Consider the following 25,574-nt stretch of genomic DNA (forward strand, 5'->3'; position numbering starts at 1 on the left):
AACATGAACTGGTTTAACCGCCTGAAAGGCTTGCGACCAACGCAGGGGCTGGTAATAGGTATACCCTACATCTGGCTGCTGGGACTGTTTCTGGTACCGTTTTTTATCGTACTCAAAATCAGTTTCGGCGAACAGGCCATTGCCATCCCGCCCTATACACCGTTATACAACCTTGATACCGACTTAGGACGCATTAATATTCTGGTCAGCTATCAGAATTATGCTGACATCTTTAACGATTTCTGGCTTTCTCTCGGACAGATGCTAACTGGCAATCGTGGTGACAATATTTACCTATTGACTTACTGGCTGTCGATTAAAACCGCCTTTACCACCACACTAATCTGCCTTCTGGCTGGCTATCCGATAGCCTACGCCATTGCCCGGGCACCAGAAAAAATCCGCAATGGTCTGCTACTTGCCATCATGCTGCCTTTCTGGACTTCCTTCCTGTTGCGTGTGTATGCATGGATGAGCCTGCTCGGCCATAACGGCATCATTAACACCTATCTGCTGAAATGGGGGCTTATCGACCAGCCACTGGATATGTTTTACAACTCATTCTCTCTAAATCTAGTGATGGTTTACGCCTATTTGCCCTTTATGATTCTGCCGTTATACACCCAGCTGGTGAAGCTGGATAACCGTTTGCTAGAAGCAGCAGCTGATCTGGGGGCGGGTCCGATTAAGGCTTTTGTTTCCATTACCCTGCCCCTGTCCAAGGCCGGTATTATTTCTGGTTCAATGCTGGTATTCATTCCGGCAGTAGGCGAATTCGTGATTCCCGAACTGGTAGGCGGCCCTGAAAACCAATTGATTGGTAAAATATTGTGGCAAGCATTCTTTGGCGAAAATAACTGGCCCCTGGCTTCAGCCGTAGCCGTAATTATGGTGCTGTTACTGGTGATTCCGATTACCCTATTCCATCGCTATGAAACCCGCGAAATTGAAGAAGGAGCCGGCCATGCATAACCAAAAATCATCCTGGTTTCTCAGAGGTATGCTGATTCTGGGACTGGCCTTTCTGTACATGCCGCTGGTGATTCTGGTTATTTACTCGTTTAATAGCTCGCGTTTGGTTACTGTCTGGGGCGGCTTTTCAACCCAATGGTATGGCAAGCTGCTACAGAACGAACAGATACTGGACGCAGCATGGTTATCCGTACGCATTGCTCTGTGTTCAGCCGCAGCAGCCGTTATTCTGGGTACACTGGCCGGTTATGCACTGGCACGTATCAAGCGCTTTCGCGGCAATACCCTGTTTGCCGGTATGGTATCAGCACCGATGGTTATGCCGGATATCATCACCGGCCTGTCCATGCTGCTGCTGATTATTCAGGTGCAAATGCTGCTGCAAAACAGTGCTTTCAGCTTCCTGTATTTTGAACGCGGCTTCTTTACCATCTGGCTGGGTCATACTACCCTGTGCATGGCTTACGTGACTGTTGTTATCCGCTCGCGCCTGTCTGAGCTGAACCAGTCGCTGGAAGAAGCGGCCAAAGACCTTGGAGCACGTCCATTAAAAGTATTTTTCCTGATTACCCTGCCCTCTATTGCACCGGCAATTGCTTCTGGCTTCCTGTTATCCATTACCCTATCACTGGATGATCTGGTGATTACCTCGTTCCTATCCGGCCCGGGTTCATCCACCCTACCTATGATTATTTTCTCCAAAATCAAACTGGGACTGGATCCGCAAATGAATGTACTGGCCACCATCATCATCGCACTGGTAGGCACCTTGGCTATCGGTATCAACTATTGCATGATGCGACAAAATACCAGACGCGAACGGGAAATGGCTGAAGCCTACCGCCAGAGCCAATTACTTGAGGCTAATAAATAATATCCGTTTACAATGGCAGTTATCTGATTCAAGATAACTGCCAATTTTTTTATCTTTCAGCCCTGTTTCACCCAGCGCCCATGTCTACATCATTCACGCATACAGAACCCATTCACAGCTATTATACTGCCAGCCGCAATGACCACACTCATTACCCCAGTGTACAGGGCACGATAGAAGTTGAAACGTGCATTATCGGTGGTGGCCTAAGTGGTATCGGCACAGCATTGCCACTGGCACAGCAGCAGCGCAGCGTGGCGCTTATCGAAGCAGCACAGATTGGTTACGGCGCTTCCGGTCGTAATGGTGGTCAGGTGATTTATGGCTATGCTGCCGAAATGAGCAGCATAGCCAGCATGATTGGCCTGAAAAATGCCCAAACCCTATGGCATTGGAGTCGCCAAGCCGTTGCTCTGGTAGAACAACAGATACAAACTTACCGGATAGACTGCGACTGGCACCGTGGCTATGCCCATGTTGCCATTCGGCCACGACATCTGCATGCCCTAACTGAATGGGTGAAAGAAGCCGCCACACATTATCATTTTCACGATTACCAGATATGGAATCAACACCAGCTACAACAACAACTGGCTAGTGAACGCTATGCAGGCGCGATATTTGACTATCAGGCCGGCCATTTGCATCCACTCAACTACACGCTGGGGCTGGCACGTGCTGCGACAGCAGCCGGCGCATTGCTATTCGAACAATCCCCCATGCTTAGCCTTGAACCATGGCAGCATGGCTACCGGATTACCACGCCGAACGGCTGTATTATGGCCAAAAACCTTGTTATCGCCGTTAATGCCTTTACCCGCAGCCTGCAACACGCGCCCATCCAGTCACTGGCAGCCAAAATTCTGCCAGTAGGCACTTATATGATTGCTACAGAACCATTAGGTGAGCGTGCTCAGCAACTCATACTAAACAACATGGCCGTATGTGACACGCGTTTTGTACTTGATTATTACCGCCTCAGCGCAGACAAGCGCCTGTTATTTGGTGGCAAAGTTAACTACTCTGGCCATGAGCCCGGCCAGCAGCAATTAATTCAGGGCATGCGCCAGGATATGTTAAAAGTTTTTCCGCAACTGGCAGACGTGCACATTGACTATGCATGGGGCGGACAGGTTGACATCAGCATGAATCGTATTCCCCATTTCGGCCGTCTTAATCCGCAGCTATACTTTTTACAGGGATTTTCCGGGCATGGTGTAGCTGCTACCGGACTAGGCGGACAGATTATTGCCGAAGCCATCGGCGGTGATGACAGCCGCCTGCGTCTGTTTGAAAAAATAACTCATCACAATTTTCCGGGTGGCAAGCTGTTACGCCTGCCAGCACAATGGCTTGGTGTCGGTTATTACCGCCTGAAAGATTTATTACCTTAAATTTAAGAGTACTAAACACAACTATAGTACAATCAATGTCCTGTTTTGAATTTTCAGCAACAAGCTACATGACTGTTTCCGATTCGACTGCCTTTTATCAACATGCCTTACAGCAGTGCCTACTGATACAAACTGATCTGATGCAAAGCCATACACTGGCAAATGGAGAAAAAGTATGGGTACGACAGGCAGGCGCGCGCAACAGTGTCTGGCGTTATCGTCTGTTAAAAATAGCCCAGAAAATCAGCGGTATTCACATGCTTCAGCCTGTACCCAATCTGGGCGGCACTCCTTCCCTGCAAACCGAAGCAGCCCGTTTGCAGGCTCTGGCCACAGCAGGTGTTCAGGTACCGGCCATTCTGGCGCAGCAGCAGAATGCACTGATGATTAGCCACATTGGCGAACACAATCTGGAAAAGGAATGGAAACAGCACAAACAGCAGCCAGAAATCCTGCTGCAACGCTGGCAGCTTGGTCTTAACGCTATCGCAGATGTACACAAACGCAAGCAATACCTGAGTGAAACCTTTGCCCGCAACATGATTTACGTGAATCAGCACAGCATAGGCTTCATTGATTTTGAAGACGACCCGCTGTCAGTTATGACTTTACCCCACTGCCATGCCCGCGACTGGCTGTGTTACTTGCACTCAGGCGCACGCCTGATGCAGGAATATAGCGTGGCCAACCAGGCCAAAGCCTTGTGGGACAGTATGCTGCATAATCAGCCTCAAGAAGTTCACACCATCGTGGTCAACAGTTTGCGTAAAATCCGCTGGATGCGCTACTTCACCGCTAGATTTTATGGCAAAGACACCCTCAAGCTGGCAGCCATGGCCAGTTATGCCTGATACAGCCGGATATCAGTAAACTGGTTGTGATGCGCTTGCATTCGGGCACACTCAGCAATTGCCTAAAACAAAAAAGCTGTAGCAACAATCGTGTGCTACAGCCCTGTTTAAGATAAAGGCAAAATTTAATTCGCCGCTGCTTTCTGGCACTGCATCACCATTTCCTGCAACATCCACGGCTGTAACAACTGTATGTGCTTGTGCTCAACCTTAATCCAGCCCTCATGCTGGAATTTGGACAGTGTGCGGCTCACTGTTTCGAGTTTCAGCCCCAGATAACTGCCAATTTCCTCACGTGACATGCGCAGAATAAAATCATTGGCTGCAAAACCACGGAAACTCAGACGATGAGACAGATTAACCAGAAATGCTGCCAGACGTTCCTCGGCACGCATCTTACCCAGCATCAGCATCAGCTCCTGTGTGCGCAGAATTTCCTGACTCATCAGACGATAAAAATGTGTTTGTAATGAAGGTAACAGATTACCGGCATCTTCCAGATTATCAAAAGGCAACTCACAAACTTCACTGTCTTCCAGAGCCACAGCATCACAGCCATGCGTATTATTACAGATACCATCCAGCCCCAGCAGCTCACCAGACATAAAAAATCCGGTCACATGATCACGCCCGTCCTGACTATTCACCATGGTCTTGAAAAACCCGGTACGCACCGCAAATATTGCACTAAAAGGTTCTCCGGCACGGAACAGATACTCACCTTTTTTCAGGCGACGGCTCTGACGAATAATCGCGCCTAAATCAGTTAATTCCCGTTCCTTCAGCATCACCGGCATACAAAGAAGATGCAATGAGCATTTTTCACATAATTTCTGTACTATTTCACCCTGCTTATGCAATCTAATCATAATATATTTAATAATTACCTGTTACACTTTGCCAACGAACATCACCTAACCAATACATTGATATAAATCAAAATTTTTCTAAATAACCCTACATATTATTGACAGATGAATTGAATTTTCCATCAGACCCTGCTCTAATACAAAATAGGCCTATTATATAGTCACTGCTTTACTTTACTGCTGCATGTGCTTATTCTACCATAAATAGTTATCATCCCCGTCTATTTCACCAAGCCATTCAACAAGAATAATCATTATTACCCAATGAACACACCACGCATCAACATAGAATTTGACCGCACTCTTATTGCCTCCTTACCCGCTTCGGGTCCGCGCTACACATCCTACCCTACTGCTGACCGCTTTAATACCACTTTCACGGCTGTACAGTTACAGACTGCCCTACAGCAGCATATCGGCAGCCAGCCCGTATCCCTGTACGTACACGTACCTTTTTGCAATACCATCTGCTACTATTGCGGCTGTAATAAAATCATTACCAAAGATACCAGCCGCGCAGACCTCTATATCCAGTATCTGGACAAAGAGCTGGCACTTCTGGCGCAAAACTGGCAAGGCAAGCCTATCTTGGCGCAACTGCATTTCGGCGGCGGCACACCCACCTTTCTTAACGACGACCAGCTAAGCCACATCTTTGCCAGCATCAGCCGCTACTTTACCCTAAGCAGCCAGGGTGAATACTCCATTGAAATCGACCCACGCAAAGTTACCGCCAGCTCAGTTGCTCATCTGGGCAAACTTGGCTTTAACCGCATGAGTGTCGGCATTCAGGACTTTAATCCTGCCGTACAGCAGGCAGTTAATCGCATTCAGAGTAAAGCTGAAACCCGCGCCGTAATTGAAGCCGCACGCAATAATGGCTTTCAGTCAGTCAGCGTTGATTTAATCTATGGCCTGCCACACCAGACAGAAGCTTCCATGCGCTGCACTCTGGATCATGTACTGCAATTACAGCCAGATCGCATTGCCATGTATCACTATGCTCACCTGCCGCATTTGTTCAAACCCCAGCGGCGGATTGATACCGCAGTTGTACCAGACAGTAGTGTCAAACTTGATATCCTGCAAAATACCGTACAATATCTGTTACAGCAAGGCTATATCTTTATTGGTATGGATCATTTTGCCAAACCAGATGACGAACTGGCTATTGCTCTGTCAGAAGGACGTCTGCAACGCAATTTTCAGGGTTATTCAACCCATGCCGACTGCGATTTAATTGGCATTGGCGTATCCAGTATTGGCAAAATAGCCAATATCTACAGTCAGAATGAAAAAGAACTGAACGCTTATTATCAGGCACTGGATGAAAATCGTCTGCCAGTTATGCGTGGCTACCAGCTTAATGCAGATGATTTACTGCGCCGACAAGTGATACAGGATTTAATGTGTCGCTTCCAGCTCAACTATCACGACTATAGTGCGGCCATACAACAGCCTTTTCAAACCTATTTCGCAACTGAACAGGTCGATTTACAGCAACTGGCACAGCTTGGTTTACTCAGCCTTACCGATCAGCAATTACAGGTTACCCCAAAAGGGCGTCTGCTGATTCGCAATATCGCTATGGTGTTTGACTATCATTTACGTCAGAAACGCACAGAAGCCCAGTATTCGCGCACACTATAACGATTAAATAACAATAACCACCACCTGTTTAACTGCACCAAATCATGGTGCAAACTAATAAACGGCATAAACTGCTATTATGCTGTTTATTTAACAACAAATCACCTTGACGGTTAAAAACTAAACCAGTTCCCATGGCAAATCCCGCCGTTTATGAACTGGTTTTAATTTTTATGACACCGCTGCTGATTAGTCCAATTTACTTCCGACATCTTTTCAGACACAATTCCCTATCCCTATAGATCATTCTTTAGGCCTAATCAATATATAAATACATCAAACGGCCAATATTCTTAGTATATGAATATGTTTACTTCACCCGATAGCCTGAACCAGTTTTTGCATTATGCCAGTACCACCACTATCCCGGCGATACTCAATCAGCACCAACAATTGCTGCAACAACTGCCTGTTACCTTTCGGCGTGCTGCGGTACTCATGCCCTTCGACTGGAATCATGGCACCACACAAATCTGGCTAAGTCAACGCAGTAAGCAGCTACGTCAGCACAGCGGACAAATCGCCTTTCCGGGCGGCAAACTGGAAGATAATGAAAACAGCATTACTGCTGCATTTCGCGAAAGCGCAGAGGAAGCCGGCCTGATTCGTCACCAATGGCATCTGGCCGGTACCCTGCCACCATGCTATCTTCCCAGCGGCTTTAAAGTCGTCCCAGTTCTGGCCTGGAGCAATGCACATCTGCAATGGCAGCCCAACCGTGCTGAAGTCAGCGAAATATTTGCCATTCCCCTGTCCATCGTTCTGGATAGCAGCCAATACCAGCAAAGCATCATGCGTTATCAGCAACGCCGGCTTCCCATTTACCATTTACATTACCAGCACTGGCATATCTGGGGCGCCACCGCCTGCATGTTACTGCATATGGCACAATGCTATCAGGCATGGTATCGACAAATGACATCAGTCCTGTAAATTAATACACAGCACTTCACCACACAGCTGTCGAACCTGTGCCAGACAATGTGCGGGTTTCAATGCCTGAAAAGCATAGGTAAGCTGTGCCTGAAAACTGCCACTGGCCACCACATCTCCATCACCGGCCACGCCACTAGGCATATCCAACGCTACCCGGAATACATCAGCCTGAGCCACCGCAGCAAAGCATTGCCTGACAATCTGTGGCAGCTCCCCATAAAAACCGGTGCCATACACCGCGTCCACCACTACCTGCATGGATGGCAGTAAAGTGTCCAACTGCGCGATATCCGCACACTCTACCGTAGCGGGTAAGCTTACCCGATTGGCCGCGGCCAGAACGGATAACTGCTGCCCCTGTAACCACATAATGGTTACCGGCCAGTGCTGCTGCACCAATCTCCGTGCCAGCACCAAACCATCACCAGCATTATTACCCTTACCACAAAGCACCAGCGTATGCTGAGGAGACGGAAAACGCTCCATCAAATCCTCTGCGGCGCGGCTACCCGCATGTTCCATCATTCTGGCATAGCTCAAACCAGCCTTATTCTGCTCATCTTCCCATGACCTCATCTGCGTTACAGTCCATACCGGCGTATGCATATCGCTTCCTTTTCCGAGCAAGGTAGGTAATGATCACGTTTAGGTACATTGGCGTTCAATCAGCACACCCACCTCTTTGACACCGGCCAGAATGCCCGGCTTCACGACCTTCACCCGCACCCACAATGCCCCGTAACGAGTGAGAATAAATTGCGCCACATATTCAGCCAGTGCTTCCAGCAACAGAAATTCCTGTTCAGCTAATGCCTCGCGCAAATTCTCAGCGACTCTGGCGTAATGAATCGTATCGTCAATATTATCGCTTTGCGCAGCCTGCTGAAAATCGGTACCAATATCCAAATCCAGCAGCAAAGTCTGTTGCTGCTGCCGTTCCCACTGATACACGCCAATCAGCGTCTGCACACTCATGCCATGTAAAAAGATAGTATCCATGTCCAACTCACTGGGCTAAAATGCAAACCCTTAGATTGTAGACTAAAGAAACCGCTTTATGGCTAACTACTTTGCAATTATCGGTGCCTATTTGTTGGGTTCACTGTCTTTTGCCGTTATCGTTTCACGCTGCATGGGCATGCCCGACCCGCACAGCTATGGTTCTGGCAACCCCGGTGCCACCAATGTCCTGCGTAGCGGCAGAAAAAGTGCTGCCGCCCTTACCCTGCTTGGCGATGCATTCAAAGGCTGGCTGGCCGTCTGGCTGGCAGAGCATTATCAGGCTACATGGCAGTTAGATAACAGCATCATTGCCATCGTGGCAGTAGCGGTGCTTATCGGCCACATGTGGCCGGTATTTTTCAAATTTAAAGGAGGCAAAGGCGTAGCTACTGCATTGGGCGTGCTACTGGCCTTATCATGGCCAACTGCACTGATTTGCGCTGCTGTCTGGCTTGTCATCGCCTTTGGCTTCAAAGTATCCTCATTGGCCGCATTAATTGCCACACTGATCAGCCCGTTTATCGCCTGGTGGTTTATGCCACAAACAAGCTGGGTATTTGCCGTTATTGTGATTGATTTACTCGTGCTGTACCGACACAAAAGCAATATTAAAAATCTGTTCAGCGGGCGTGAAAGCAAAATCGGCGAAAGCAAATAAAGCACACTGCAACAGCCAATAAAAAAGACAGTTATCACAACTGTCTTTTTTATTAATACGAAAATTCCGGGATTTATTTCAAATTTTGCTTTTGCTGCTTGCGATTACGCCGACGCTGACGAATTTCAGCAATCTTGCGTTTAAAAAACTGCACACGCTGGCGTTTTTTCCACCAGTAATACAATAAAGCCAGCACACCAATACCAATGACAATATACACAACTGCCTGAAACTGATGCACCTTATGCATCAGCCAGTCGATGTTTTCCGCACCATATTCACCCAGATATACCCAGACAGGCACCGAAATCATCGCAGCCAGACCATCCATCAGCAAAAACTTCAGAATGGAAACCTTACCACTGATACCTGCCGTAATATAAATCGGCGTACGCAATCCCGGCAGAAAACGGGCGATAAACAGCACCCGGCTGCCATACTTATCAAATTTATCCTGCACCTGAGCATAACGCTTTGGCGTCATTACCCGCTGCACAAAACGGAATTTCAGAATACGATGACCGAATACCCGCCCGGCAGTAAACATCAGGCCATCACCTACCAGCACACCGGCCATGCCTACTACAAACATCGTATGCACATTCGCGTGCCCCAGACCGGCAATCACACCACCAGTAACCAGCGTTACATCTTCGGGTATTGGCACGCCAAAGCCACAGGCCACCAATACCAGAAATACAGCTGCATAGCCATATTCAGTAAAAAAAGCTTCCAGCAATGCAAACATAAAATGCCCGTTCTTCTCTCATTCTGGCCGGACAGATTTAATCCGCCAAACCCGCCACAATCGCATCAGCAATTTTTTCAGCTGCCTGCCGCGCAACTTCAGTTTGGCGTGCTTCCACCATCACCCGCACCACCGGTTCCGTTCCTGATGGACGAAGTACCACGCGTCCATTTTCTCCAAGTTGTGCTGTTACCTCGTCTGCCACCGGTGTGGCAATACTCTGCCAGTCCTGATCCGGTTCAATATGGACATTAATCATGGTTTGCGGAAAAGGCTGCCAATCAGTAAGTATACTGGCCAAATCCTGCTGTAAATCCTGCAAGGCTGCAAAGACCTGTAAAGCTGCGATAATCCCATCACCAGTATTATGTTTATCCAGACAAACAATATGGCCAGAGGCCTCACCTCCCAACGACCATCGGTGCTGATGCAACTGTTCCAGCACATAACGGTCACCTACTTTGGCGCGGACAAAATCAATGCCCTGCTGTTTAAATGCCTGTTCCATCGCCAGATTGGTCATAACCGTGCCAACCACACCGCCATGCAGACAACCAGATGCAGCACGTGCCTTGGCAATAACATAAATCAGCGCATCACCATCATAAACTTTGCCAACCTTGTCCACCATCATCAGCCGATCACCGTCACCATCCAGCGCAATACCGTAATCAGCCTCATTCTGTAATACTGCTGCCTGCAATGATTTAGTATAGGTGGCACCGATTTTCTGATTGATATTATAGCCATCAGGTTTATCACCAATGCATACCACATCTGCACCCAACTCGTGGAAAACTTTGGGAGCCACATCATAAGCTGCACCATTGGCGGTATCTACCACCAGCTTTAAACCACGCAAATTCAGATGACTGGGAAAAGTAGACTTGCAAAATTCAATATAACGGTCAACCGCACCATTAATACGCCGGGCACGACCGAGCTGGCTGGAAGGCACAGTCTGCACCGGTTTTTCCAGTTCTGCTTCAATTTCCAGCTCCAGATGGTCACTTAGCTTCACTCCACCCTCAGCAAAAAATTTAATCCCGTTATCGTGATAGGCGTTATGTGAAGCAGAAATCATCACCCCGCAATCCAGACGCAGCGCACGGGTTAAATACGCCACCCCCGGCGTAGGCAAAGGCCCAGTAAGCAGCACATTCACACCTGCCGCAGTAAAACCGGCCTCCATCGCTGCTTCCAGCATATAGCCAGAAATACGCGTATCCTTACCAATCAGCACAGTAGGCTGATGATCAGTTCCATGCTGCACTAAGACATGACCGGCGGCATAAGCCAATTTCAGTACAAATTCAGGCGTAATCGGAAACTTGCCTACCTCACCACGTATCCCGTCAGTACCGAAATATTTCTTTGCCATTACCAGCTCCAAGCATTTAAAACAAGACTGTTATTGTAGAACAGGCATAGCCGTTCAGTCAGTAAATAAAATGGTATTTAAGAATTCATTCAACTAATATCCCCCAATACGCATACTATTTCCAGCTAAAGCATGCAGCCAGACACTTAATCATACGCCTATTGCCAATCATATCTTATAGCCACTTTTATCTATTATCCAAATATTGCCAAAATGACAAACCCATAACAGCAACTGACACAGATAAAGCAAATATTCTTTCACGACACACGAGCGCCCAAAGCAGCCCATACCTGCAAACCTTGCCGGGTTTCACGCACATCATGTACCCGTACAATCGCAGCCCCTCGTGCCACTGCTGCCACTGCCGCCACAACACTGCCAGCAACCCGCTGCTGCGGGTCTGTTTCAGCAGTGAGCAAACCAATCATCGTTTTACGCGACACACCAATCAGCGCCGGACAGCCCGCAAGTGTCTGCCATACTGCAAAATCCTGCATCAAAGCAATATTATGCTCAAGAGTTTTGCCAAAACCAAAACCCGGGTCTACCGTCAGGCGCCTGCGGGTAATACCAGCCTGTTCACATACCCGTACTCGCTGTTGCAAATACCGACTAACCTCTAACACCACATCCTCATAGACAGGATTATGCTGCATATTCTCCGGCTGCCCCTGCATATGCATCAGACACACCCCTACATCCTGCTGCTGCGCCAGCAAAGCTACTGCATCAGCATCTTCCAGTGCCTGAATATCATTAATCCCATCCGCGAGCTGCTGTTCGAGTAACTGGCGCATTACCCATGCACGTCGCGTATCCACCGTTAACGGCACATTCCAGGTGATCAATTCACGTAATACTGGCTCAATCCGCGCCCACTCCTCCTGCGGCGATACAAAAGCTGAGCCCGGACGTGAACTTTCCCCGCCAATATCCAGAATATCAGCCCCATCTTTCAGCAACTGCTCAGCATGATTTAACGCCACCGCCAACGAAGCATTGTAACGGCCACCATCAGAAAACGAGTCCGGCGTTAAATTGACAATTCCCATAATTTTCGGTTGAGTCAGATCAATCTGAAACCGGCCACACTGCCAGTAGATTTGCATCGAACTATCCATAATCAATCATTATCTTTCAACAATAGCAATACAATTGCATTTGCCTGCACTCACTGCTAATAGCACTGCTCTCAACTGCAAAGTACCTCAAATCAGCCTGTGGCATTTCTCAATATCAAATCTGTTATGAGTTAAACAAATACCTAATCGATGCTAACCATACCTAGCTAAATATCACATAACGCCAATTGAATCAGCGTGACAATCATTTAGAAAACATCCCAAGTCATATACTTAACACCAAATACCAGCCTTATGCTTATACATAATAAGTAACACTTGCCTGACATCCAACTTTCCCCGTCTGTTACTTCATACCGGCCAGAATTTCCTGCCTATACAAAAACAGCATAGTATCAGAATAATCTTGCAACAATATTGATTTAAACCACTATTATCTTATAGCCACTACCTTCGCCAACGCTGTGTTTACTTGCAGATTGCTCGCGCAAACATCGCCGATACAGGATTAAAAAGAAATCATGGCCTGAGTGCAATAATTGCCCCAATATCATACTCAATATCAGAAACAATATTAAATTCACAGATTCATATACTTATATCAATATTTTATATCAAGCCAATATACATAACGCGATATCAAAAAAATCATCATCATCAATAAAAGATTAATTGAAATGATAAATATAAACAGGCCAATATTATTTATTGTTAACCAGTACCAGAATTTATTATCCATGCGCTTTTATCCATAAAACCTGCCTATATACAATCAAACTGAATCACAGTATGAATCCACAAAAAATTAAATAAAATTAATAATTCATCAACACAACTGGACTATCTGGGTTTATCCGGACTGCTAACAATCATATTGCTTTAGCACTTCCTATTGCTAGCTGATTTGAAATTATCATCTTTTAGCCAGCCTGTTTTTCAATGCTTGTTTAGTTACTTAAGCCGTTTCGCTAAACATATATGCAGATTACAAAATGTCATATATTAACCAAACTAACACAACCACATGCCCATTATCATAAAAAAATGGATATAAAAAACGGCAGCTATAGCTGCCGTTAAAAACTCAATTACATTATTGCTGTGATTTCTGCTCTGGTTCTGAAACTTTAGTTTCAGCGTCACTTACAGCCTCTGCCTCAGAATCAGTTGCAGCAGCTTCAGCAATGGGTTGCTCAGCTTCAGCATCCTTAACTACATTTTCACTGAAATCTTTTGGTGGACTAGGTTCTTTGCCAGCCATGATTTCCAGCACTTGATCACGGTCAATAGTTTCCCACTCAATCAAGGCTTTGGCCATAGTATGCATTTTATCCCGATTTTCATCCAGAATTTTGTAAGCAACAGCATATTGCTCATCAAGAATACGACGTACTTCAGCATCCACTTCCTGCATGGTTTTTTCAGAAATATTTTTCGACTGAGTTACTGAGCGTCCAAGAAATACTTCGTTTTCATTTTCACCATACACCATTGGCCCCATTTTCTTAGACATACCATAACGCGTCACCATCTCACGAGCAAGCTGAGTAGCACGTTCAAAGTCATTCGAAGCACCGGTAGAAACACGACCAATAAACAGCTGCTCAGCAATACGACCACCAAACAAAATCGAAATCTGATTAAGCATCTGGTCTTCATACATACTGATACGATCACGTTCCGGTAACTGCCATGTTAGCCCCAGGGCACGGCCACGAGGCATAATCGTTACTTTATGCACAGGGTCAGTAAAGTCCAGTGTTTCAGCAACAACCGCATGGCCAGATTCATGGTAAGCAGTGGCTTTCTTTTCATCCTCATGCATTACCATAGAGCGACGTTCCGGACCCATATAAATTTTATCTTTGGCATCCTCAAAATCACTCATGTCAACTTTGGTTTTGTTACGGCGACCGGCAAACAGTGCAGCTTCATTTACTAGATTGGCCAAGTCAGCACCAGAAAAACCAGGAGTACCGCGTGCCAGCACAGGCAAATCCACTGATTTGTCCAAAGGTACTTTAGTTGCATGTACCTTTAGAATCTGTTCACGACCACGTATATCTGGCAAGGGCACTACTACCTGCCGGTCAAAGCGGCCCGGACGCATCAGTGCTGGATCAAGCACATCAGGGCGGTTAGTGGCCGCAATTACAATCACCGTAGTATTGCTCTCAAAACCATCCATTTCAACCAGCAGTTGATTCAGGGTTTGCTCGCGTTCATCGTTACCACCACCCAAACCAGCACCACGCTGGCGGCCTACGGCATCAATTTCATCAATAAAAATAATACAAGGTGCATTTTTCTTTGCCTGCTCAAACATATCGCGTACACGTGAAGCACCTACACCTACAAACATTTCTACAAAATCTGAGCCAGAAATACTGAAAAATGGTACCTGTGCCTCGCCAGCAATAGCCTTGGCCAACAGAGTTTTACCCGTACCCGGGCTACCGCACATCAAAATACCACGGGGCATACGGCCACCCAGCGTTTGGTAACGCTGTGGAGCACGCAGATAATCCACAATCTCCTGTACTTCTTCCTTGGCTTCATCACAACCAGCCACATCGGCAAAAGTAATTTTATTGGCTTCTTTATCCAGGAGACGTGCACGGCTTTTACCAAAAGAGAAGGCACCGCCTTTACCGCCGCCGCCCTGCATGGAGCGCATAAAATAAAAAAACACTCCAATCAACAACAGCATTGGCAACATACTGTAAAGTAGATTAGTTAAAAAGCTGGGCTTTTCTTCCGGAATCACATTAACCCGAACATTCTTAGCCAACAGATTATTAATTAAACCATTCTCCAGTGGCGTAGGAGCATTAGTGGTAAAAGATGATTTATCGTTGCGCAAACCTTTTAGCTGAAAGCCATTAACTACCGAACCTTCAATATTTACGCTGGCAATCTCACCCTTGTTAACTTGCTGAATAAACTGAGAGTATTCAATTTTCTGTTTACTCTCTTTTTTCTCAGTTATGGCATTGAATGCGGCCATTAAAATTAACGCCAGCACCAGCCAGACAAAAAGATTCTTTACGGTATTCCGCACTGTCAGAAACTCCTAAGGAGGTTAATTAATTGTTGTTCACAATAGTCAACACGGCCAATACCATCAGAAGGTCTTGGCCATCACAACTATTTTTTACTGCGACCGAGCAGATAAATTTCACTGGAACGGTCACGTGAAGCTTTCGGCTTGCGAATCAATACCTGTGCAAAGCTATCTTTCATTACCTGCTGAAACTCTTGCAGACCACTGCCCTGAAACACCTTCACCAGAAAATCACCACCCTGTTTCAGATGTGTCTGCGCAAACTCCAGACCCAACTCTGCCAAATACAAACTGCGCGCCTGATCCGTAATGTTATTGCCTGACATATTGGGTGCCATATCACAAATTACAAGATCCAGCTCACAGCCATCCAGTAATGTTTCAAACTGCACCAGCACTTCATTCTCGCGAAAATCACCCTGAATAAAACGTACACCCGGCACTGGCTCCATTGGCAAAATATCCAGCGCAAATACCTGTCCCTGCTGACCGGCCAGTTTAGCTGCAACCTGCGACCAACTGCCGGGTGCACTGCCAAGGTCTGCCACCACCGCACCCGGCCGTATCAGATGATCCTTATCATTGATTTCCAGCAGCTTGTAGGCTGCACGTGCACGATAGCCTTCTTTCTGAGCCAAATGAACATAATGATCGTTAACATGCTCATTGAGCCATGCACTGGAAGATTTAGAACGAACACCCATGATGCAATTTCTTGAAAAAACTTTCACATTGTATCGTGAAATCGCAGCAGAATACAGAGCATACCAGTAGCAAAACTGATAAATTTAGCTGGCTAGAAAACCGATAGATTATCCTAGCCAGCCACCAAAACAGTCTGAATTCCCTGCTTCTACCCCAAATCTGAATCTATCATCTTTGCATCATACTGCCAGTAACACTTTAAGCAAAAATACTGATTAACAAAATAAAAGTATGAATAATCTACTCAGCATACAGAATTGATTTAGCCGTTAATACTCAACAGCACAGCTCAACCTGATTTGATTTCTCCAAATCAGATAGCGGATGAAACACTTCAAAAACTGCACCACAATAAAAGCCGCAGCGGCAGAAGCCGGCATATAATCAAAAGTATATATTCTAGTGGTTAACGGCATAATCGAATCATGGGTTGCCACATAGGTTGCCCATGTAGTGCGCTCATCATCTTTAGAAACTGTCTGGATTAACTGCTGCTGTGGCCGCTGCTCAATCACCTGATAACTAAACGAACTATATTCATTATACTGCTTATGTCCATTGGGTACAGGAGCCAGATAGGAGGTATTTGCAGGCCTGACATCCCTATCTGTCGTATAACTGATATCTTCAAAAGAACCATCAGCCTGAAATACCGCCACATCAAAAGGAAACATAGATTCTTTTCTCATACTGTCCCGCGCTTCAGTATAGGAAAGAATCTGTATAAACAATCCCATTAACCAGTACCAAGCAAACAGTCTGAAAAAAATGGTGTCCAGCACCCACAATGTACCACTGTATATACGCTGAAATTTCATCATTATTAATTCGAAACAGCATCAATCAAGGTTTAAAATATTCAAAACAGAAACAGTTAATAGTCCATACATGGCAATCAGCCTGAAGAAACTTCAATAATTTAAACATATATTATCAAAAAAAGATAAAAATCAACACATATTTCAAATAACTATTCGGTTATACCCAACAGGCAAACTTCTGCTTACCACTTCATCACATATATTCACTACCTAATATTATAAACACAGCATATGCTGGCGGAGTTAATTAACCAGCCATACACAAATATTATACGTATTACATAAAATCAGATTGATATTAACTATAAAAATTTGGCTGCCTCATTTAAAATAGCTCAATCTGAATTCAACCAGCGTATCCGCCAGCCGGATAAGCAGGTTTTAGCAATATGGAAACCAAAATGGCAACTGATAAACTAAGCAGTAAAGATAAAATGGCATTAAAAGCACGCGCGCATCAACTGCATGCGGTCGTATTAATTGGACAGCATGGGCTAACAGCCGAAGTAATCGCCGAAACCAACCGCAATCTCGATGCACACGAGCTGATTAAAGTACAGGTTGCCGGTGACGAACGTGCACAACGTATTGCCATTGCTGAAGCATTGTGCGCAGCTACAGGCGCCGAGCTGATACAGCACATTGGCAAACAACTGGTGTTATACCGTCGAAAAGCTGAAACAGCTGAATAAACAAAAGCGATTCATTCCATGAATCGCTTAATTATTTTGCCTTTAGCGGTTTAACCCAAGGCAACAGACAACTGATTAAAAACCGCCTGCTTAAATATAAAAAACCTCAAGAATTTCATATTCACGCACACCACTTGGTGCCTGAACTTCGGCCACATCACCTTCTTCCTTGCCAATCAACGCGCGTGCTATCGGTGAACCAACAAAAATTTTTGCCTGTTTAATATCGGCCTCATCTTCACCCACAATCTGATAACTAACCACTTCTTCAGTTTCCAGATCCTGCATTTTCACTGTTGCCCCGAATACCACTTTACCATCGGCATTGGTTTCTTTCGGGTCGATAATGTGTGCCAATGAGAGCTTGTGCTCAATTTCAGCAATCCGGCCTTCAATAAAGCCCTGTTTTTCTTTAGCAGCTTCGTATTCTGCATTTTCCGACAGATCGCCATGTGAACGTGCCTCAGCAATAGCCTCAATCACAGCAGGACGAGCCACACTCTTAAGTTCTTGCAGCTCCTGCTTCAGCAAATCGGCACCAATTACGGTCAACGGAATTTTTTGCATCATATTTCTCCAAGATACCGCAGCTGAATGCGCCAACGGTATTTCGTATTAATAACAAAAAGCAAGCCGCCCGATTCTGTCTGGCGGCTTGCGCTGTTCCATAAGTGATATTTTATCAGACCAGTATAAAATAGCAATGCTTATTTTACAGGTGCAGAGATAAGCATCTATACCTCCTGCTTTAAGATAGGCTGGTACTTTCTTGCCATCATTAAATACATCCGTTAATTCCAGCACAACATCGGCTTGGTGTTTAGCCTATGATTGCAACAACGTCGATATTGTATGGTGTGTCCTGTCATTCACGCATAAAGCTGCGCGCAACAAGGCAAAACCATTAATAGCTGCATTATTCATGATGACTGCCCATTACATTGAAAAAACATACAAACTGGCACAGCAACACAAATATTATTTACATGATAATAAAAAATATACTAATTATTTATTATATGTTTACAAATAGATTCCTTTGTTTACCCACATACAAAAACGGCATAGCATAAAAAATACATACTATTTGGTATGATATCGGAAGAATACAAAACAGAAATGGATAAAAAAATAATTATCGTTGGTTTGTGCTTGCAATTGGCGTTCTGGCACAAGCAACATTTGCCATGGATTTTGCTGGCATTTCTATCACCGGAATTTTAATGCGAGATGCTTATTATTTTTTATTATATGAGCTTGGTTTTGTTTGAGGCTCAATGGGATTGGGAGTTGCAGCTTCAGAAATAATTTTGGGGCTACTCACCAATAAACCGGGTGAGAAAAAAGTTCTGATTCTGGGCTTATAGTCGTCAGCCATAGTGTATGCCTTAATCGCCATATCACTTACACCAGAGGCTTCGCCTGGCGGTGTCAAGTATCTACACTTGGGCGCAGCCCTAGCAATAACTGGGGCTTTCAGCGGTAGTATTAACTCCTCATCAGGCAGAACAGTCATGTCATGGTTTGATGATAGTGAGCGTGGATTTGCCATAAGTGTTCGCCAAACTGCAATCCCGGTTGGTGGAGCGATTAGTACAGGATTACTGCCCTAGTTGGCCTATTCATATGGTTTTGAACTGATGTTTACCGCGTTAGCCATCGCAGGCTTGAGCGTTGGCCTTGTGGTTGTATTGTTTATCAACGCTAAACATGCCGAATCAAAATATATATCCAAATCAACGCTAACCATTCCCTCACCGCTGAAAATTATTGAAGTCAGGGAGGCCGTTATGGCTGCGGGTTTTCTAACGGTACCTCAAATGGCAGTACTTACATTTGGTGGTATCCTACATATAGGTTTAACATCAATCTCTGTTATTCTCATTGGTGTGCAGATTAGCGGCGGCATGCTCAGAATTTGGGCACTGAGCAGCATTAAAATATGTTCATTTTTCTACTCAAATGTATTGTCAAAAGATTAATATGCCCAACTCTGTGGCTACTCAGTAACAAACCAATCAGACAACAATTCTGTTAAACCATACTAATAGTTTCATTAGTTTACAAAAATATCAATTATGGCATACACTCAAAAATAAGTATTAATTCTAAAGTTAGATATATTTTTCTTTTCAAATTTAAATATTTAAATTGATTTAATGATACTAAACTTCTAATTATGAGTACTATTAAAAGAACGGCAAGAATGGATATTTTCATAGAAGAAGATAGAAATACCATTCTTATTCAGGAAAAATGGCAATATAACTGGTCTACCCGAGCTACCCCTTGGACCATAAGGGAAAAAAGAAAATTCCATCAATCTGCTGATGTTCTTATTAGCAAAATTTGGGGAAATTATTTTAAGTTAAAAATTCAGGGACTATCTAACTTTGCTGTAAAACATAAGAATAGTATTTTCACTGTTGATTTTGACATCAAATGGGTATTCACAAATCCTCACTGGACAGTAAATGTAATCAAAATAGCTCCGGGGGATTTTGAAACAAGTTATGTAATCTGGGATCGAAGAATAATTAGCTTAGATAATGAAGATATTAAATCAAACTATAAGGGTTACTTTGGTTTGAAAGAGTATTATCAATTTCCTATTGCTCATGAATTTGGGCACACTGTGGGGAATATTCCAATCATTGGACATTCAGATGAATATCATGATGATAATCGCATTAATGGAGGCTTTAAACTGGATTACCCCAGGGTAATGAATATAGGAAATGAATTACGGAAACGTCATTTAGATTATATTCTAAATCAGCTAAACGCCATGTTACCTAATACAACTTTTTATCTAATATAAAGTTATGAAGAAATATGTATTCATTATATTATTTATTCTGCTACTATCTTCGTGCAATAAAATTAAAGTAATAGAAGAGAATAATCGGGAGAGTCACATAGTAGTTAATAAAGAGTTAATAAATAGAATTGATGGCGACACTATGGAAAAATTTATGAATTTTAATCAGATAGAACAAACATCTGTAGATAGTCTGATAAAAAAATATCCGCCCTTATGGGATAAAATTTTTATTCTGGGTAAAAAAGACGGTTTTATTACCGAATTTAGAGCAGGACTATCCAAACAATTTACACAAAAAGAAATAAGGAGCAGAGATATAAAAATTAGGGAAGTGACATGGGCTAGCAGTAATGAAGCAAACCTCACTGTTTGGTTTGAAGAAAAAGACCATAAATGGATTCCTGTAGAACATTTCATCTGGGATAAAAATGCTGCGTTTTAAAATTTACTTTAGCAATCAACCATTTTCCCTAAATGTGCTGTACTATTTTAGAAAGTAGTTACATATTAGATACAACTAAGCTAATAAAGATATAGGTTATAGCGTATAAAAATATGGCATAGTTACCAGTAAATGAGATTAAAACCAACTATTATGCTGATTGATCACAATTCGGTTTACTCAATCTGCAATAAATAGGTTGTTTGAGTATTAATGTCTTCCCTCATCAAATAAAACGCCCTTCAAATATACATCTGAAAGGCGAAATTATCAAAAATCAATTTGTCCGGCTAATTCAGTCGGAAATTGATTCTTAATTAATTTTAAATTATCAAAATGGAATATCATCATCGATATCATCCACTGGCGCCGGTGTTGGTGCTGGCCGTGGTACCTGACGGCGTGGTGCCGCCGGTGGTGGGCTGGAAGCAGCAGGTGCGGCATCATAACCGCCCTGACTATAGTTGTTGCCGCCCTGAGCATAATCAGCACCGCCACCTGTTTGATCATAGCCGCCGCCAGCACTGGCGCCATCATTACGGCTGCCCAGCATTTTCATTTCGTTGCCGATGATGTCGTAAGCAGTGCGTTCGATACCATCTTTACCGCTGTATTTACGGCTTTGAATACGGCCTTCGATATACACCTGACTACCTTTACGCAGATACTGGCTGGCTATCTCACCCAGCTTGCCAAACAGAGTAATGTTGTGCCATTCGGTACGGGTCTGGCGCTCACCATTGCGGTCACGCCATTGTTCATCAGTAGCGATAGAGAAGTTGGTTACTGCATCGCCGCTAGGCATATATCGCGTTTCAGGGTCTCGACCCAAACGGCCAACCAGGATGACTTTATTAACAGACATGGTGGTTTCCTAATAATGAATACAGGTGGTCTTTCCAGACAACCCGTGTTGAAAAGATTATCTTTGTTACAGAATACTTGTTACGCCCACTGCCAGTGCCGCTGCCAGGCACTGATAACAGCATTTGAATAAGTAGTACGGCCCAAACTGCCATTATAACGCGCCAGTGCTCTGGCCATATTACCATTCTCTCGGTTTCGATAATAACGCAGGATGGTGCAGCCATAACGTAAGTTAGTGCGAATATCGAATAAGTTATGTTCCGGACGGCCAATTTGTTTCACCCAGAATGGCATTACCTGCATCAGTCCGCGTGCCCCTACGCCAGAAATAGCATATTGCCGAAAACGGCTTTCTACTTCAATCAGGCCCAGTATCACCTGTGTATCCAGACCAGCACGCATCGCTTCATACTGGATGTTGGTGAGCAAACGCTTACGTGCATAATCATCTGGAACATATGGCGCAAGCCGTGTCGACATGGCATTTAACCAGCGGCTGGCTTCTGCCGGCGAAGCAAAAATCAGTCGCGGTGGGTTGGCATTATTGACTGCATTGCGCATGATGGAAGTTACATCATCAGCAAGCGTTTCTTCGCGTTGTGCGCCTGCCAGTGCCATACGTGGCATGGCTACACCGAGCATGGCAGCACTGCCAGCCTGTAATAACTGGCGTCGCGATACAGTTTTACTTCTGTGCTGCATATGAATTAATTCCGGTTATGTACAGCATATAAACTGGTTTGAAAAATTGATTGTATACAATTGTAATTGATTATTTTAAATCAGGTTAGCAAGATTAAAGATTATGCAATCAATTTGCAGTTTAACAGAATGATTTCAGCACAGAATAATAAATGTCAGACAACTGCTTTTAATGCAAAAAAGCCGATGTTTAACATTGGCTTTTTTAACATAGACAATAACACTGGTTTAATTCAGGTCAATAGGTACGAATGCTTCACGCGCCAGTTCTTCCTGTGCCAGATCGGTTACCACTGTTGAAATCTGTACCCCGAACCAATCTTTAAAATTATCCAAGCTTAAAGTCGGCCACAAGCTTTCATCTTCACACCAGTCAGCCAGTTCAGCTGCAAAGATATCCTGATAGCGCTGTTCAATTTCAGCCCACAAATCATCAATATCCTCGCAGGCAGAAGTCAGATAAGCATTGGCATCCTGCTGTAAAATCTCTAATGATAGCTGTTCCAGATCAATATCGGGCAGGTTTTGTAACCACGCCCAAAATGGTTCAAGCGGAACAAGCAAAAATACGCTGCGATTAACTTCAAACATGATTGCATTCCTGTTGTAATACGACCCGAATTTCAGTTACTGGTTTAAATTCCGGCAATGCCTGCACTCATGCTTAGTGCACATTCCAGTAAGGCTGGTCTGCTGAGGTAGCCGCAGCAGGTAGTGTAGTATTCGCAGATTCGGCTGCTACTGGTTCAGTTGGTGCAGGCGTACTGCTGCTGACAGATGCTGAGTTTTTTTCTCCAGTATCAGCAGATTTATCTGCCATTGCCGATGCCGGCTGTGCACTGGTGTTATTACTATTTGGTGCCACCAGACTGTCGATATCGTCATCCTCATCTTCATCGGCAGTAAATAGAGTACCACCCACCTGGCTGTTACGCAGTTTCATATACATATCACGCATATAAGTGTAGCGATCCAATGCAGCATCATTCAGGCTGTCAGTTACATCCAGCAATCCTTCACGGGCGGCAACACCATTCAAACCAGCAGTACTCCAGCGTACAGCACTATCCTTGAAAATAGCGTCTTCTATCGGAAACACGTCGGTGATGGTGCTGCCAATACTATCGCGTACAGTTGACGGGCCAAAAATCGGATAAACGAAGTAATTACTGTTTTTCCAGCCCCATGAGGCAAAAGTGTCGCCAAGGGTATTTTTATTATTCGGAATCTGGCCGGCATCAGCAATATTCAATAAACCGCCTAAACCAAAAGTACTATTGATACCAACGCGTACAAAATCTGTACTGGCCTTTTCAATATCCAGCCGCAGCAGATTACTGCCGAAACTAACCACATCACGCAGATTATTGAAAAAGTTATTTACGCCGGTACGTACAGGTGAAGGTGTTACTTTACGGTAACCACGAGCTACCGGTGTCATGATATAACGATCCAGATGATCGTTAATATTGAACATTACCCGGTTATATCCTTCGTACGGGTCTTTATAGGCCTGTTCTTCGGCCCAGCTCACCTGACTCAGGCATAATAGCAGTGTAGCTGCCAGCAACTTTTTTTTACTCATTGTAATGATTCCTCTACGCCGTAAAGTGCCATCAGGGTAATCAGCCCTGCTGGTACGCCGGCGATGTGCAACATGAATTTTTGTCTACGCGCCAATCGCTTTGCCGCCACCAATAAGGCCACACATGCAGAATCGGCTTCGGTTACACCACTGACATCCACTTTTTCAATGCCGGCATTCTGGATACAGTCACAAAATCGCTTGTAATCGTTTTCCCCTACTGTACTCATGGTTACCTTATCATGAATCATCAGAGTTTTACCCTGCACGGTGGTTTGCATGGTTATTTACCGTTTTTGGCACGTAAATCAGCTACCAGACCATCAATACCTTTCTGGCTGATGGTTTGATTAAACTGGTTACGGTATACGGTAACCAGACTGGCACCTTCAACGGCAACATTATAAATGCGGTATATGCTACCAGCCTGATACATGGTGTAATCCATGCGTACCGGTTTACTGTTCGGTGTGGTGATATCTACACGCACAATGATTTCACGCCCATTTTTATTCACTACCGGATTACTGTAAACGTTTGCTTTGGCGTTTCTGAATTTCAACATGGTACCGGAGTAAGTACGGATCAACAGGGTTTTAAATTCTTGAGTCAGCGCCTGCTGCTGGGCTGGACTGGCTGTACGCCATGGTGCGCCTACAGCCAGTGCAGTCATGCGCTCAAAATCAAAATAGGGAATGGCATAGTTTTCTGCCTGTCGGCGCACTTGATCGTCATTTTTTCCATTAGCTGAGCTCAAAATATTCAATACCTGAGTGGCATTATCCTTTAGCTGGCTTACTGCCTGCTGTGGCGAGGCAAAAGCCATGCTAATGCTCATAATACCAATGCTTAATATACCCAGTAGCGTAGATTTGTTCAGTTTCATTGTATATTCCTTCAATTAAATATATTGTGTGTTTACCTGCTGCTATCTTTTTTACTCACTGGCCGAAGCAGCGGTACTGTCTATTTGTTTGTTATTGCCTTTGGCGTTACCTTCAGCAAAGCTGGTCATAAATTTACCAATCAATTGTTCCAGTACCAAAGCAGAACTGGTAATGGTAATGGTGTCACCATCGGCCAGACTATCCAAGTCTCCGCCCTGCTCCAGCCCAATGTACTGATCGCCGAGTAAACCAGAAGTCAGAATCTGCGCAGACGTATCACTACTAAACTGGTACTGTTTATCAATTTTTAAAGTTACTTTAGCCCAATAAGTTTTGGGATCAAGCACAATTTTGTCTACCCGTCCTACTACTACTCCGGCAGCTTTGACGGGCGCCTGTGCTTTCAGCCCGCCAATATCGCTGAATGAAGCCGATAAAGTATATGTAGGCTGGGAGGAACCAATGCCATTACCACCAGCTACGCGAAAAGCCAAAAATAGGATTGCCACTATGCCTATTAAAACGAATAGGCCAACCAGCATTTCCAGACTGTTTTTTTTCATAT

29 protein-coding genes and 1 pseudogene are annotated in these 25,574 nt (G+C 44.6%); 12 read left to right on the forward strand and 18 right to left on the reverse strand.

Annotated features, from left to right (window positions below):
- The first annotated feature begins 3 nt into the window (after positions 1-3).
- From BGI33_RS00300 to BGI33_RS00315, 4 genes are all read left to right on the forward strand, one after another.
- On the forward strand, positions 4-972 hold the full coding sequence (locus tag BGI33_RS00300; protein WP_100089394.1) for an ABC transporter permease subunit: 969 nt from the start codon (positions 4-6) through the stop codon (positions 970-972).
- On the forward strand, positions 965-1,846 hold the full coding sequence (locus tag BGI33_RS00305; protein ID WP_100089395.1) for an ABC transporter permease subunit: 882 nt from the start codon (positions 965-967) through the stop codon (positions 1,844-1,846). The genes BGI33_RS00300 and BGI33_RS00305 overlap by 8 nt, the downstream gene beginning before the upstream one ends.
- A gap of 80 nt (positions 1,847-1,926) precedes the next feature.
- Positions 1,927-3,240, forward strand: coding sequence for an NAD(P)/FAD-dependent oxidoreductase (locus BGI33_RS00310; RefSeq protein WP_100089396.1), 1,314 nt, complete (start codon positions 1,927-1,929; stop codon positions 3,238-3,240).
- A 68-nt stretch (positions 3,241-3,308) separates the two neighbouring features.
- Positions 3,309-4,091, forward strand: coding sequence for a hypothetical protein (locus tag BGI33_RS00315; protein WP_100089397.1), 783 nt, complete (start codon positions 3,309-3,311; stop codon positions 4,089-4,091).
- A 125-nt stretch (positions 4,092-4,216) separates the two neighbouring features.
- On the opposite strand, the gene fnr is transcribed toward BGI33_RS00315, so the two are convergent.
- Positions 4,217-4,960, reverse strand: a complete 744-nt coding sequence (fnr, locus tag BGI33_RS00320) for a fumarate/nitrate reduction transcriptional regulator Fnr (RefSeq protein ID WP_100089398.1) — start codon at positions 4,958-4,960, stop codon at positions 4,217-4,219.
- Positions 4,961-5,224: 264 nt separating this feature from the next.
- Between fnr and hemN the strand changes: the two genes are divergently transcribed.
- Positions 5,225-6,610: an oxygen-independent coproporphyrinogen III oxidase gene (gene hemN / locus BGI33_RS00325; RefSeq protein WP_100089399.1), complete on the forward strand. Its 1,386-nt coding sequence runs from the start codon at positions 5,225-5,227 to the stop codon at positions 6,608-6,610.
- Positions 6,611-6,916: 306 nt separating this feature from the next.
- The gene (locus tag BGI33_RS00330) at positions 6,917-7,543 is read left to right on the forward strand and encodes an NUDIX hydrolase (RefSeq protein ID WP_180297081.1); all 627 of its coding nucleotides are present in this window, start codon (positions 6,917-6,919) and stop codon (positions 7,541-7,543) included.
- Here the strand turns inward: BGI33_RS00330 and BGI33_RS00335 are convergent.
- A complete protein-coding gene (locus BGI33_RS00335; protein ID WP_100089401.1) occupies positions 7,532-8,152 on the reverse strand; it encodes an NAD(P)H-hydrate epimerase in 621 nt (206 codons plus the stop codon). The genes BGI33_RS00330 and BGI33_RS00335 overlap by 12 nt on opposite strands.
- Before the next feature lie 39 nt (positions 8,153-8,191).
- Complete coding sequence (gene folB, locus BGI33_RS00340; RefSeq protein WP_100089402.1) at positions 8,192-8,545, reverse strand: dihydroneopterin aldolase; 354 nt, start codon at positions 8,543-8,545, stop codon at positions 8,192-8,194.
- 58 nt (positions 8,546-8,603) lie between these two features.
- Here folB and plsY point away from each other — a divergent pair, with 58 nt between their 5' ends.
- The gene (plsY, locus tag BGI33_RS00345; protein ID WP_100089403.1) at positions 8,604-9,206 is read left to right on the forward strand and encodes a glycerol-3-phosphate 1-O-acyltransferase PlsY; all 603 of its coding nucleotides are present in this window, start codon (positions 8,604-8,606) and stop codon (positions 9,204-9,206) included.
- A gap of 73 nt (positions 9,207-9,279) precedes the next feature.
- Here the strand turns inward: plsY and BGI33_RS00350 are convergent, their stop codons facing one another.
- From BGI33_RS00350 to BGI33_RS00375, 6 genes are all read right to left on the reverse strand, one after another.
- A complete protein-coding gene (locus BGI33_RS00350; RefSeq protein ID WP_100089404.1) occupies positions 9,280-9,954 on the reverse strand; it encodes a DedA family protein in 675 nt (224 codons plus the stop codon).
- A 37-nt stretch (positions 9,955-9,991) separates the two neighbouring features.
- The gene (gene glmM, locus BGI33_RS00355) at positions 9,992-11,335 is read right to left on the reverse strand and encodes a phosphoglucosamine mutase (RefSeq protein WP_100089405.1); all 1,344 of its coding nucleotides are present in this window, start codon (positions 11,333-11,335) and stop codon (positions 9,992-9,994) included.
- A gap of 260 nt (positions 11,336-11,595) precedes the next feature.
- Positions 11,596-12,447, reverse strand: coding sequence for a dihydropteroate synthase (gene folP, locus BGI33_RS00360; RefSeq protein ID WP_100089406.1), 852 nt, complete (start codon positions 12,445-12,447; stop codon positions 11,596-11,598).
- A 1,066-nt stretch (positions 12,448-13,513) separates the two neighbouring features.
- A complete protein-coding gene (gene ftsH, locus BGI33_RS00365; RefSeq protein ID WP_100089407.1) occupies positions 13,514-15,481 on the reverse strand; it encodes an ATP-dependent zinc metalloprotease FtsH in 1,968 nt (655 codons plus the stop codon).
- Between the two features lie 86 nt (positions 15,482-15,567).
- A complete protein-coding gene (locus tag BGI33_RS00370) occupies positions 15,568-16,188 on the reverse strand; it encodes an RlmE family RNA methyltransferase (RefSeq protein ID WP_100089408.1) in 621 nt (206 codons plus the stop codon).
- 270 nt (positions 16,189-16,458) lie between these two features.
- Positions 16,459-16,926, reverse strand: a complete 468-nt coding sequence (locus tag BGI33_RS00375) for a hypothetical protein (RefSeq protein ID WP_144235317.1) — start codon at positions 16,924-16,926, stop codon at positions 16,459-16,461.
- Positions 16,927-17,411: 485 nt separating this feature from the next.
- Here BGI33_RS00375 and yhbY point away from each other — a divergent pair, with 485 nt between their 5' ends.
- Positions 17,412-17,702: a ribosome assembly RNA-binding protein YhbY gene (gene yhbY / locus BGI33_RS00380; RefSeq protein WP_100089465.1), complete on the forward strand. Its 291-nt coding sequence runs from the start codon at positions 17,412-17,414 to the stop codon at positions 17,700-17,702.
- Between the two features lie 90 nt (positions 17,703-17,792).
- Here yhbY and greA read toward each other — a convergent pair whose 3' ends face one another.
- Together greA and BGI33_RS00395 are read right to left on the reverse strand one after the other, a co-directional pair.
- Positions 17,793-18,269, reverse strand: coding sequence for a transcription elongation factor GreA (greA, locus tag BGI33_RS00385; RefSeq protein ID WP_100089410.1), 477 nt, complete (start codon positions 18,267-18,269; stop codon positions 17,793-17,795).
- Positions 18,270-18,939: 670 nt separating this feature from the next.
- Positions 18,940-19,254: a hypothetical protein gene (locus BGI33_RS00395; protein WP_144235318.1), complete on the reverse strand. Its 315-nt coding sequence runs from the start codon at positions 19,252-19,254 to the stop codon at positions 18,940-18,942.
- Between the two features lie 88 nt (positions 19,255-19,342).
- Here BGI33_RS00395 and BGI33_RS00400 point away from each other — a divergent pair, with 88 nt between their 5' ends.
- The 4 genes and pseudogenes from BGI33_RS00400 (at position 19,343) to BGI33_RS00410 (ending at position 20,968) form a co-directional block, all read left to right on the forward strand.
- Positions 19,343-19,684, forward strand: a complete 342-nt coding sequence (locus BGI33_RS00400; protein WP_144235319.1) for an MFS transporter — start codon at positions 19,343-19,345, stop codon at positions 19,682-19,684.
- A gap of 224 nt (positions 19,685-19,908) precedes the next feature.
- Positions 19,909-20,523 (forward strand): hypothetical protein, encoded by a 615-nt coding sequence (locus BGI33_RS00405; RefSeq protein WP_100089414.1) that lies wholly within the window; start codon positions 19,909-19,911, stop codon positions 20,521-20,523.
- A 4-nt stretch (positions 20,524-20,527) separates the two neighbouring features.
- A pseudogene (locus BGI33_RS14035) lies at positions 20,528-20,581 on the forward strand (lipoprotein); the annotation flags it as partial.
- 84 nt (positions 20,582-20,665) lie between these two features.
- Positions 20,666-20,968 (forward strand): hypothetical protein, encoded by a 303-nt coding sequence (locus BGI33_RS00410; RefSeq protein WP_100114563.1) that lies wholly within the window; start codon positions 20,666-20,668, stop codon positions 20,966-20,968.
- A 331-nt stretch (positions 20,969-21,299) separates the two neighbouring features.
- Here the strand turns inward: BGI33_RS00410 and BGI33_RS00415 are convergent, their stop codons facing one another.
- The 7 genes from BGI33_RS00415 to mlaD all read right to left on the reverse strand — a co-directional run bounded on the left by BGI33_RS00415 (position 21,300) and on the right by mlaD (position 25,572).
- On the reverse strand, positions 21,300-21,833 hold the full coding sequence (locus tag BGI33_RS00415; RefSeq protein ID WP_100089416.1) for a single-stranded DNA-binding protein: 534 nt from the start codon (positions 21,831-21,833) through the stop codon (positions 21,300-21,302).
- Between the two features lie 80 nt (positions 21,834-21,913).
- A complete protein-coding gene (locus BGI33_RS00420) occupies positions 21,914-22,537 on the reverse strand; it encodes a lytic transglycosylase domain-containing protein (RefSeq protein ID WP_100089417.1) in 624 nt (207 codons plus the stop codon).
- A gap of 228 nt (positions 22,538-22,765) precedes the next feature.
- Positions 22,766-23,128: a VacJ gene (locus BGI33_RS00425; protein WP_100089418.1), complete on the reverse strand. Its 363-nt coding sequence runs from the start codon at positions 23,126-23,128 to the stop codon at positions 22,766-22,768.
- Between the two features lie 73 nt (positions 23,129-23,201).
- Complete coding sequence (locus BGI33_RS00430; RefSeq protein WP_100089419.1) at positions 23,202-24,122, reverse strand: MlaA family lipoprotein; 921 nt, start codon at positions 24,120-24,122, stop codon at positions 23,202-23,204.
- Positions 24,119-24,403, reverse strand: a complete 285-nt coding sequence (locus BGI33_RS00435) for an STAS domain-containing protein (protein ID WP_100089420.1) — start codon at positions 24,401-24,403, stop codon at positions 24,119-24,121. The genes BGI33_RS00430 and BGI33_RS00435 overlap by 4 nt, the downstream gene beginning before the upstream one ends.
- 2 nt (positions 24,404-24,405) lie before the next feature.
- Positions 24,406-25,008: an MlaC/ttg2D family ABC transporter substrate-binding protein gene (locus tag BGI33_RS00440; protein WP_370520823.1), complete on the reverse strand. Its 603-nt coding sequence runs from the start codon at positions 25,006-25,008 to the stop codon at positions 24,406-24,408.
- Positions 25,009-25,059: 51 nt separating this feature from the next.
- The gene (gene mlaD, locus BGI33_RS00445; protein WP_100089421.1) at positions 25,060-25,572 is read right to left on the reverse strand and encodes an outer membrane lipid asymmetry maintenance protein MlaD; all 513 of its coding nucleotides are present in this window, start codon (positions 25,570-25,572) and stop codon (positions 25,060-25,062) included.
- Positions 25,573-25,574: the final 2 nt, after the last annotated feature.

The organism is Snodgrassella alvi (assembly GCF_002777425.1).
GTDB classification, from domain to species: Bacteria; Pseudomonadota; Gammaproteobacteria; order Burkholderiales; family Neisseriaceae; genus Snodgrassella; species Snodgrassella alvi_B.

Excerpts from the sequence above, each read along its gene's own strand:
- glmM (WP_100089405.1), bottom strand. The coding sequence starts at position 11,335 with ATGGCAAAGAAATATTTCGGTACTGACGGGATACGTGGTGAGGTAGGC.
- BGI33_RS00300 (WP_100089394.1), top strand. The coding sequence starts at position 4 with ATGAACTGGTTTAACCGCCTGAAAGGCTTGCGACCAACGCAGGGGCTG.
- folP (WP_100089406.1), bottom strand. The coding sequence starts at position 12,447 with ATGCAAATCTACTGGCAGTGTGGCCGGTTTCAGATTGATCTGACTCAA.
- greA (WP_100089410.1), bottom strand. The coding sequence starts at position 18,269 with ATGCAAAAAATTCCGTTGACCGTAATTGGTGCCGATTTGCTGAAGCAG.
- BGI33_RS00370 (WP_100089408.1), bottom strand. The coding sequence starts at position 16,188 with ATGGGTGTTCGTTCTAAATCTTCCAGTGCATGGCTCAATGAGCATGTT.
- BGI33_RS00435 (WP_100089420.1), bottom strand. The coding sequence starts at position 24,403 with ATGCAAACCACCGTGCAGGGTAAAACTCTGATGATTCATGATAAGGTA.
- BGI33_RS00430 (WP_100089419.1), bottom strand. The coding sequence starts at position 24,122 with ATGAGTAAAAAAAAGTTGCTGGCAGCTACACTGCTATTATGCCTGAGT.
- BGI33_RS00350 (WP_100089404.1), bottom strand. The coding sequence starts at position 9,954 with ATGTTTGCATTGCTGGAAGCTTTTTTTACTGAATATGGCTATGCAGCT.
- yhbY (WP_100089465.1), top strand. The coding sequence starts at position 17,412 with ATGGCAACTGATAAACTAAGCAGTAAAGATAAAATGGCATTAAAAGCA.
- BGI33_RS00400 (WP_144235319.1), top strand. The coding sequence starts at position 19,343 with ATGTTTACCGCGTTAGCCATCGCAGGCTTGAGCGTTGGCCTTGTGGTT.
- mlaD (WP_100089421.1), bottom strand. The coding sequence starts at position 25,572 with ATGAAAAAAAACAGTCTGGAAATGCTGGTTGGCCTATTCGTTTTAATA.
- plsY (WP_100089403.1), top strand. The coding sequence starts at position 8,604 with ATGGCTAACTACTTTGCAATTATCGGTGCCTATTTGTTGGGTTCACTG.
- hemN (WP_100089399.1), top strand. The coding sequence starts at position 5,225 with ATGAACACACCACGCATCAACATAGAATTTGACCGCACTCTTATTGCC.
- fnr (WP_100089398.1), bottom strand. The coding sequence starts at position 4,960 with ATGATTAGATTGCATAAGCAGGGTGAAATAGTACAGAAATTATGTGAA.
- BGI33_RS00305 (WP_100089395.1), top strand. The coding sequence starts at position 965 with ATGCATAACCAAAAATCATCCTGGTTTCTCAGAGGTATGCTGATTCTG.
- folB (WP_100089402.1), bottom strand. The coding sequence starts at position 8,545 with ATGGATACTATCTTTTTACATGGCATGAGTGTGCAGACGCTGATTGGC.
- BGI33_RS00440 (WP_370520823.1), bottom strand. The coding sequence starts at position 25,008 with ATGAAACTGAACAAATCTACGCTACTGGGTATATTAAGCATTGGTATT.
- BGI33_RS00410 (WP_100114563.1), top strand. The coding sequence starts at position 20,666 with ATGGAAAAATTTATGAATTTTAATCAGATAGAACAAACATCTGTAGAT.
- BGI33_RS00420 (WP_100089417.1), bottom strand. The coding sequence starts at position 22,537 with ATGCAGCACAGAAGTAAAACTGTATCGCGACGCCAGTTATTACAGGCT.
- BGI33_RS00395 (WP_144235318.1), bottom strand. The coding sequence starts at position 19,254 with ATGGCAAATCCACGCTCACTATCATCAAACCATGACATGACTGTTCTG.
- BGI33_RS00315 (WP_100089397.1), top strand. The coding sequence starts at position 3,309 with ATGACTGTTTCCGATTCGACTGCCTTTTATCAACATGCCTTACAGCAG.
- BGI33_RS00310 (WP_100089396.1), top strand. The coding sequence starts at position 1,927 with ATGTCTACATCATTCACGCATACAGAACCCATTCACAGCTATTATACT.
- BGI33_RS00375 (WP_144235317.1), bottom strand. The coding sequence starts at position 16,926 with ATGGGATTGTTTATACAGATTCTTTCCTATACTGAAGCGCGGGACAGT.
- BGI33_RS00330 (WP_180297081.1), top strand. The coding sequence starts at position 6,917 with ATGTTTACTTCACCCGATAGCCTGAACCAGTTTTTGCATTATGCCAGT.
- BGI33_RS00415 (WP_100089416.1), bottom strand. The coding sequence starts at position 21,833 with ATGTCTGTTAATAAAGTCATCCTGGTTGGCCGTTTGGGTCGAGACCCT.
- BGI33_RS00425 (WP_100089418.1), bottom strand. The coding sequence starts at position 23,128 with ATGTTTGAAGTTAATCGCAGCGTATTTTTGCTTGTTCCGCTTGAACCA.
- BGI33_RS00335 (WP_100089401.1), bottom strand. The coding sequence starts at position 8,152 with ATGCATACGCCGGTATGGACTGTAACGCAGATGAGGTCATGGGAAGAT.
- BGI33_RS00405 (WP_100089414.1), top strand. The coding sequence starts at position 19,909 with ATGGATATTTTCATAGAAGAAGATAGAAATACCATTCTTATTCAGGAA.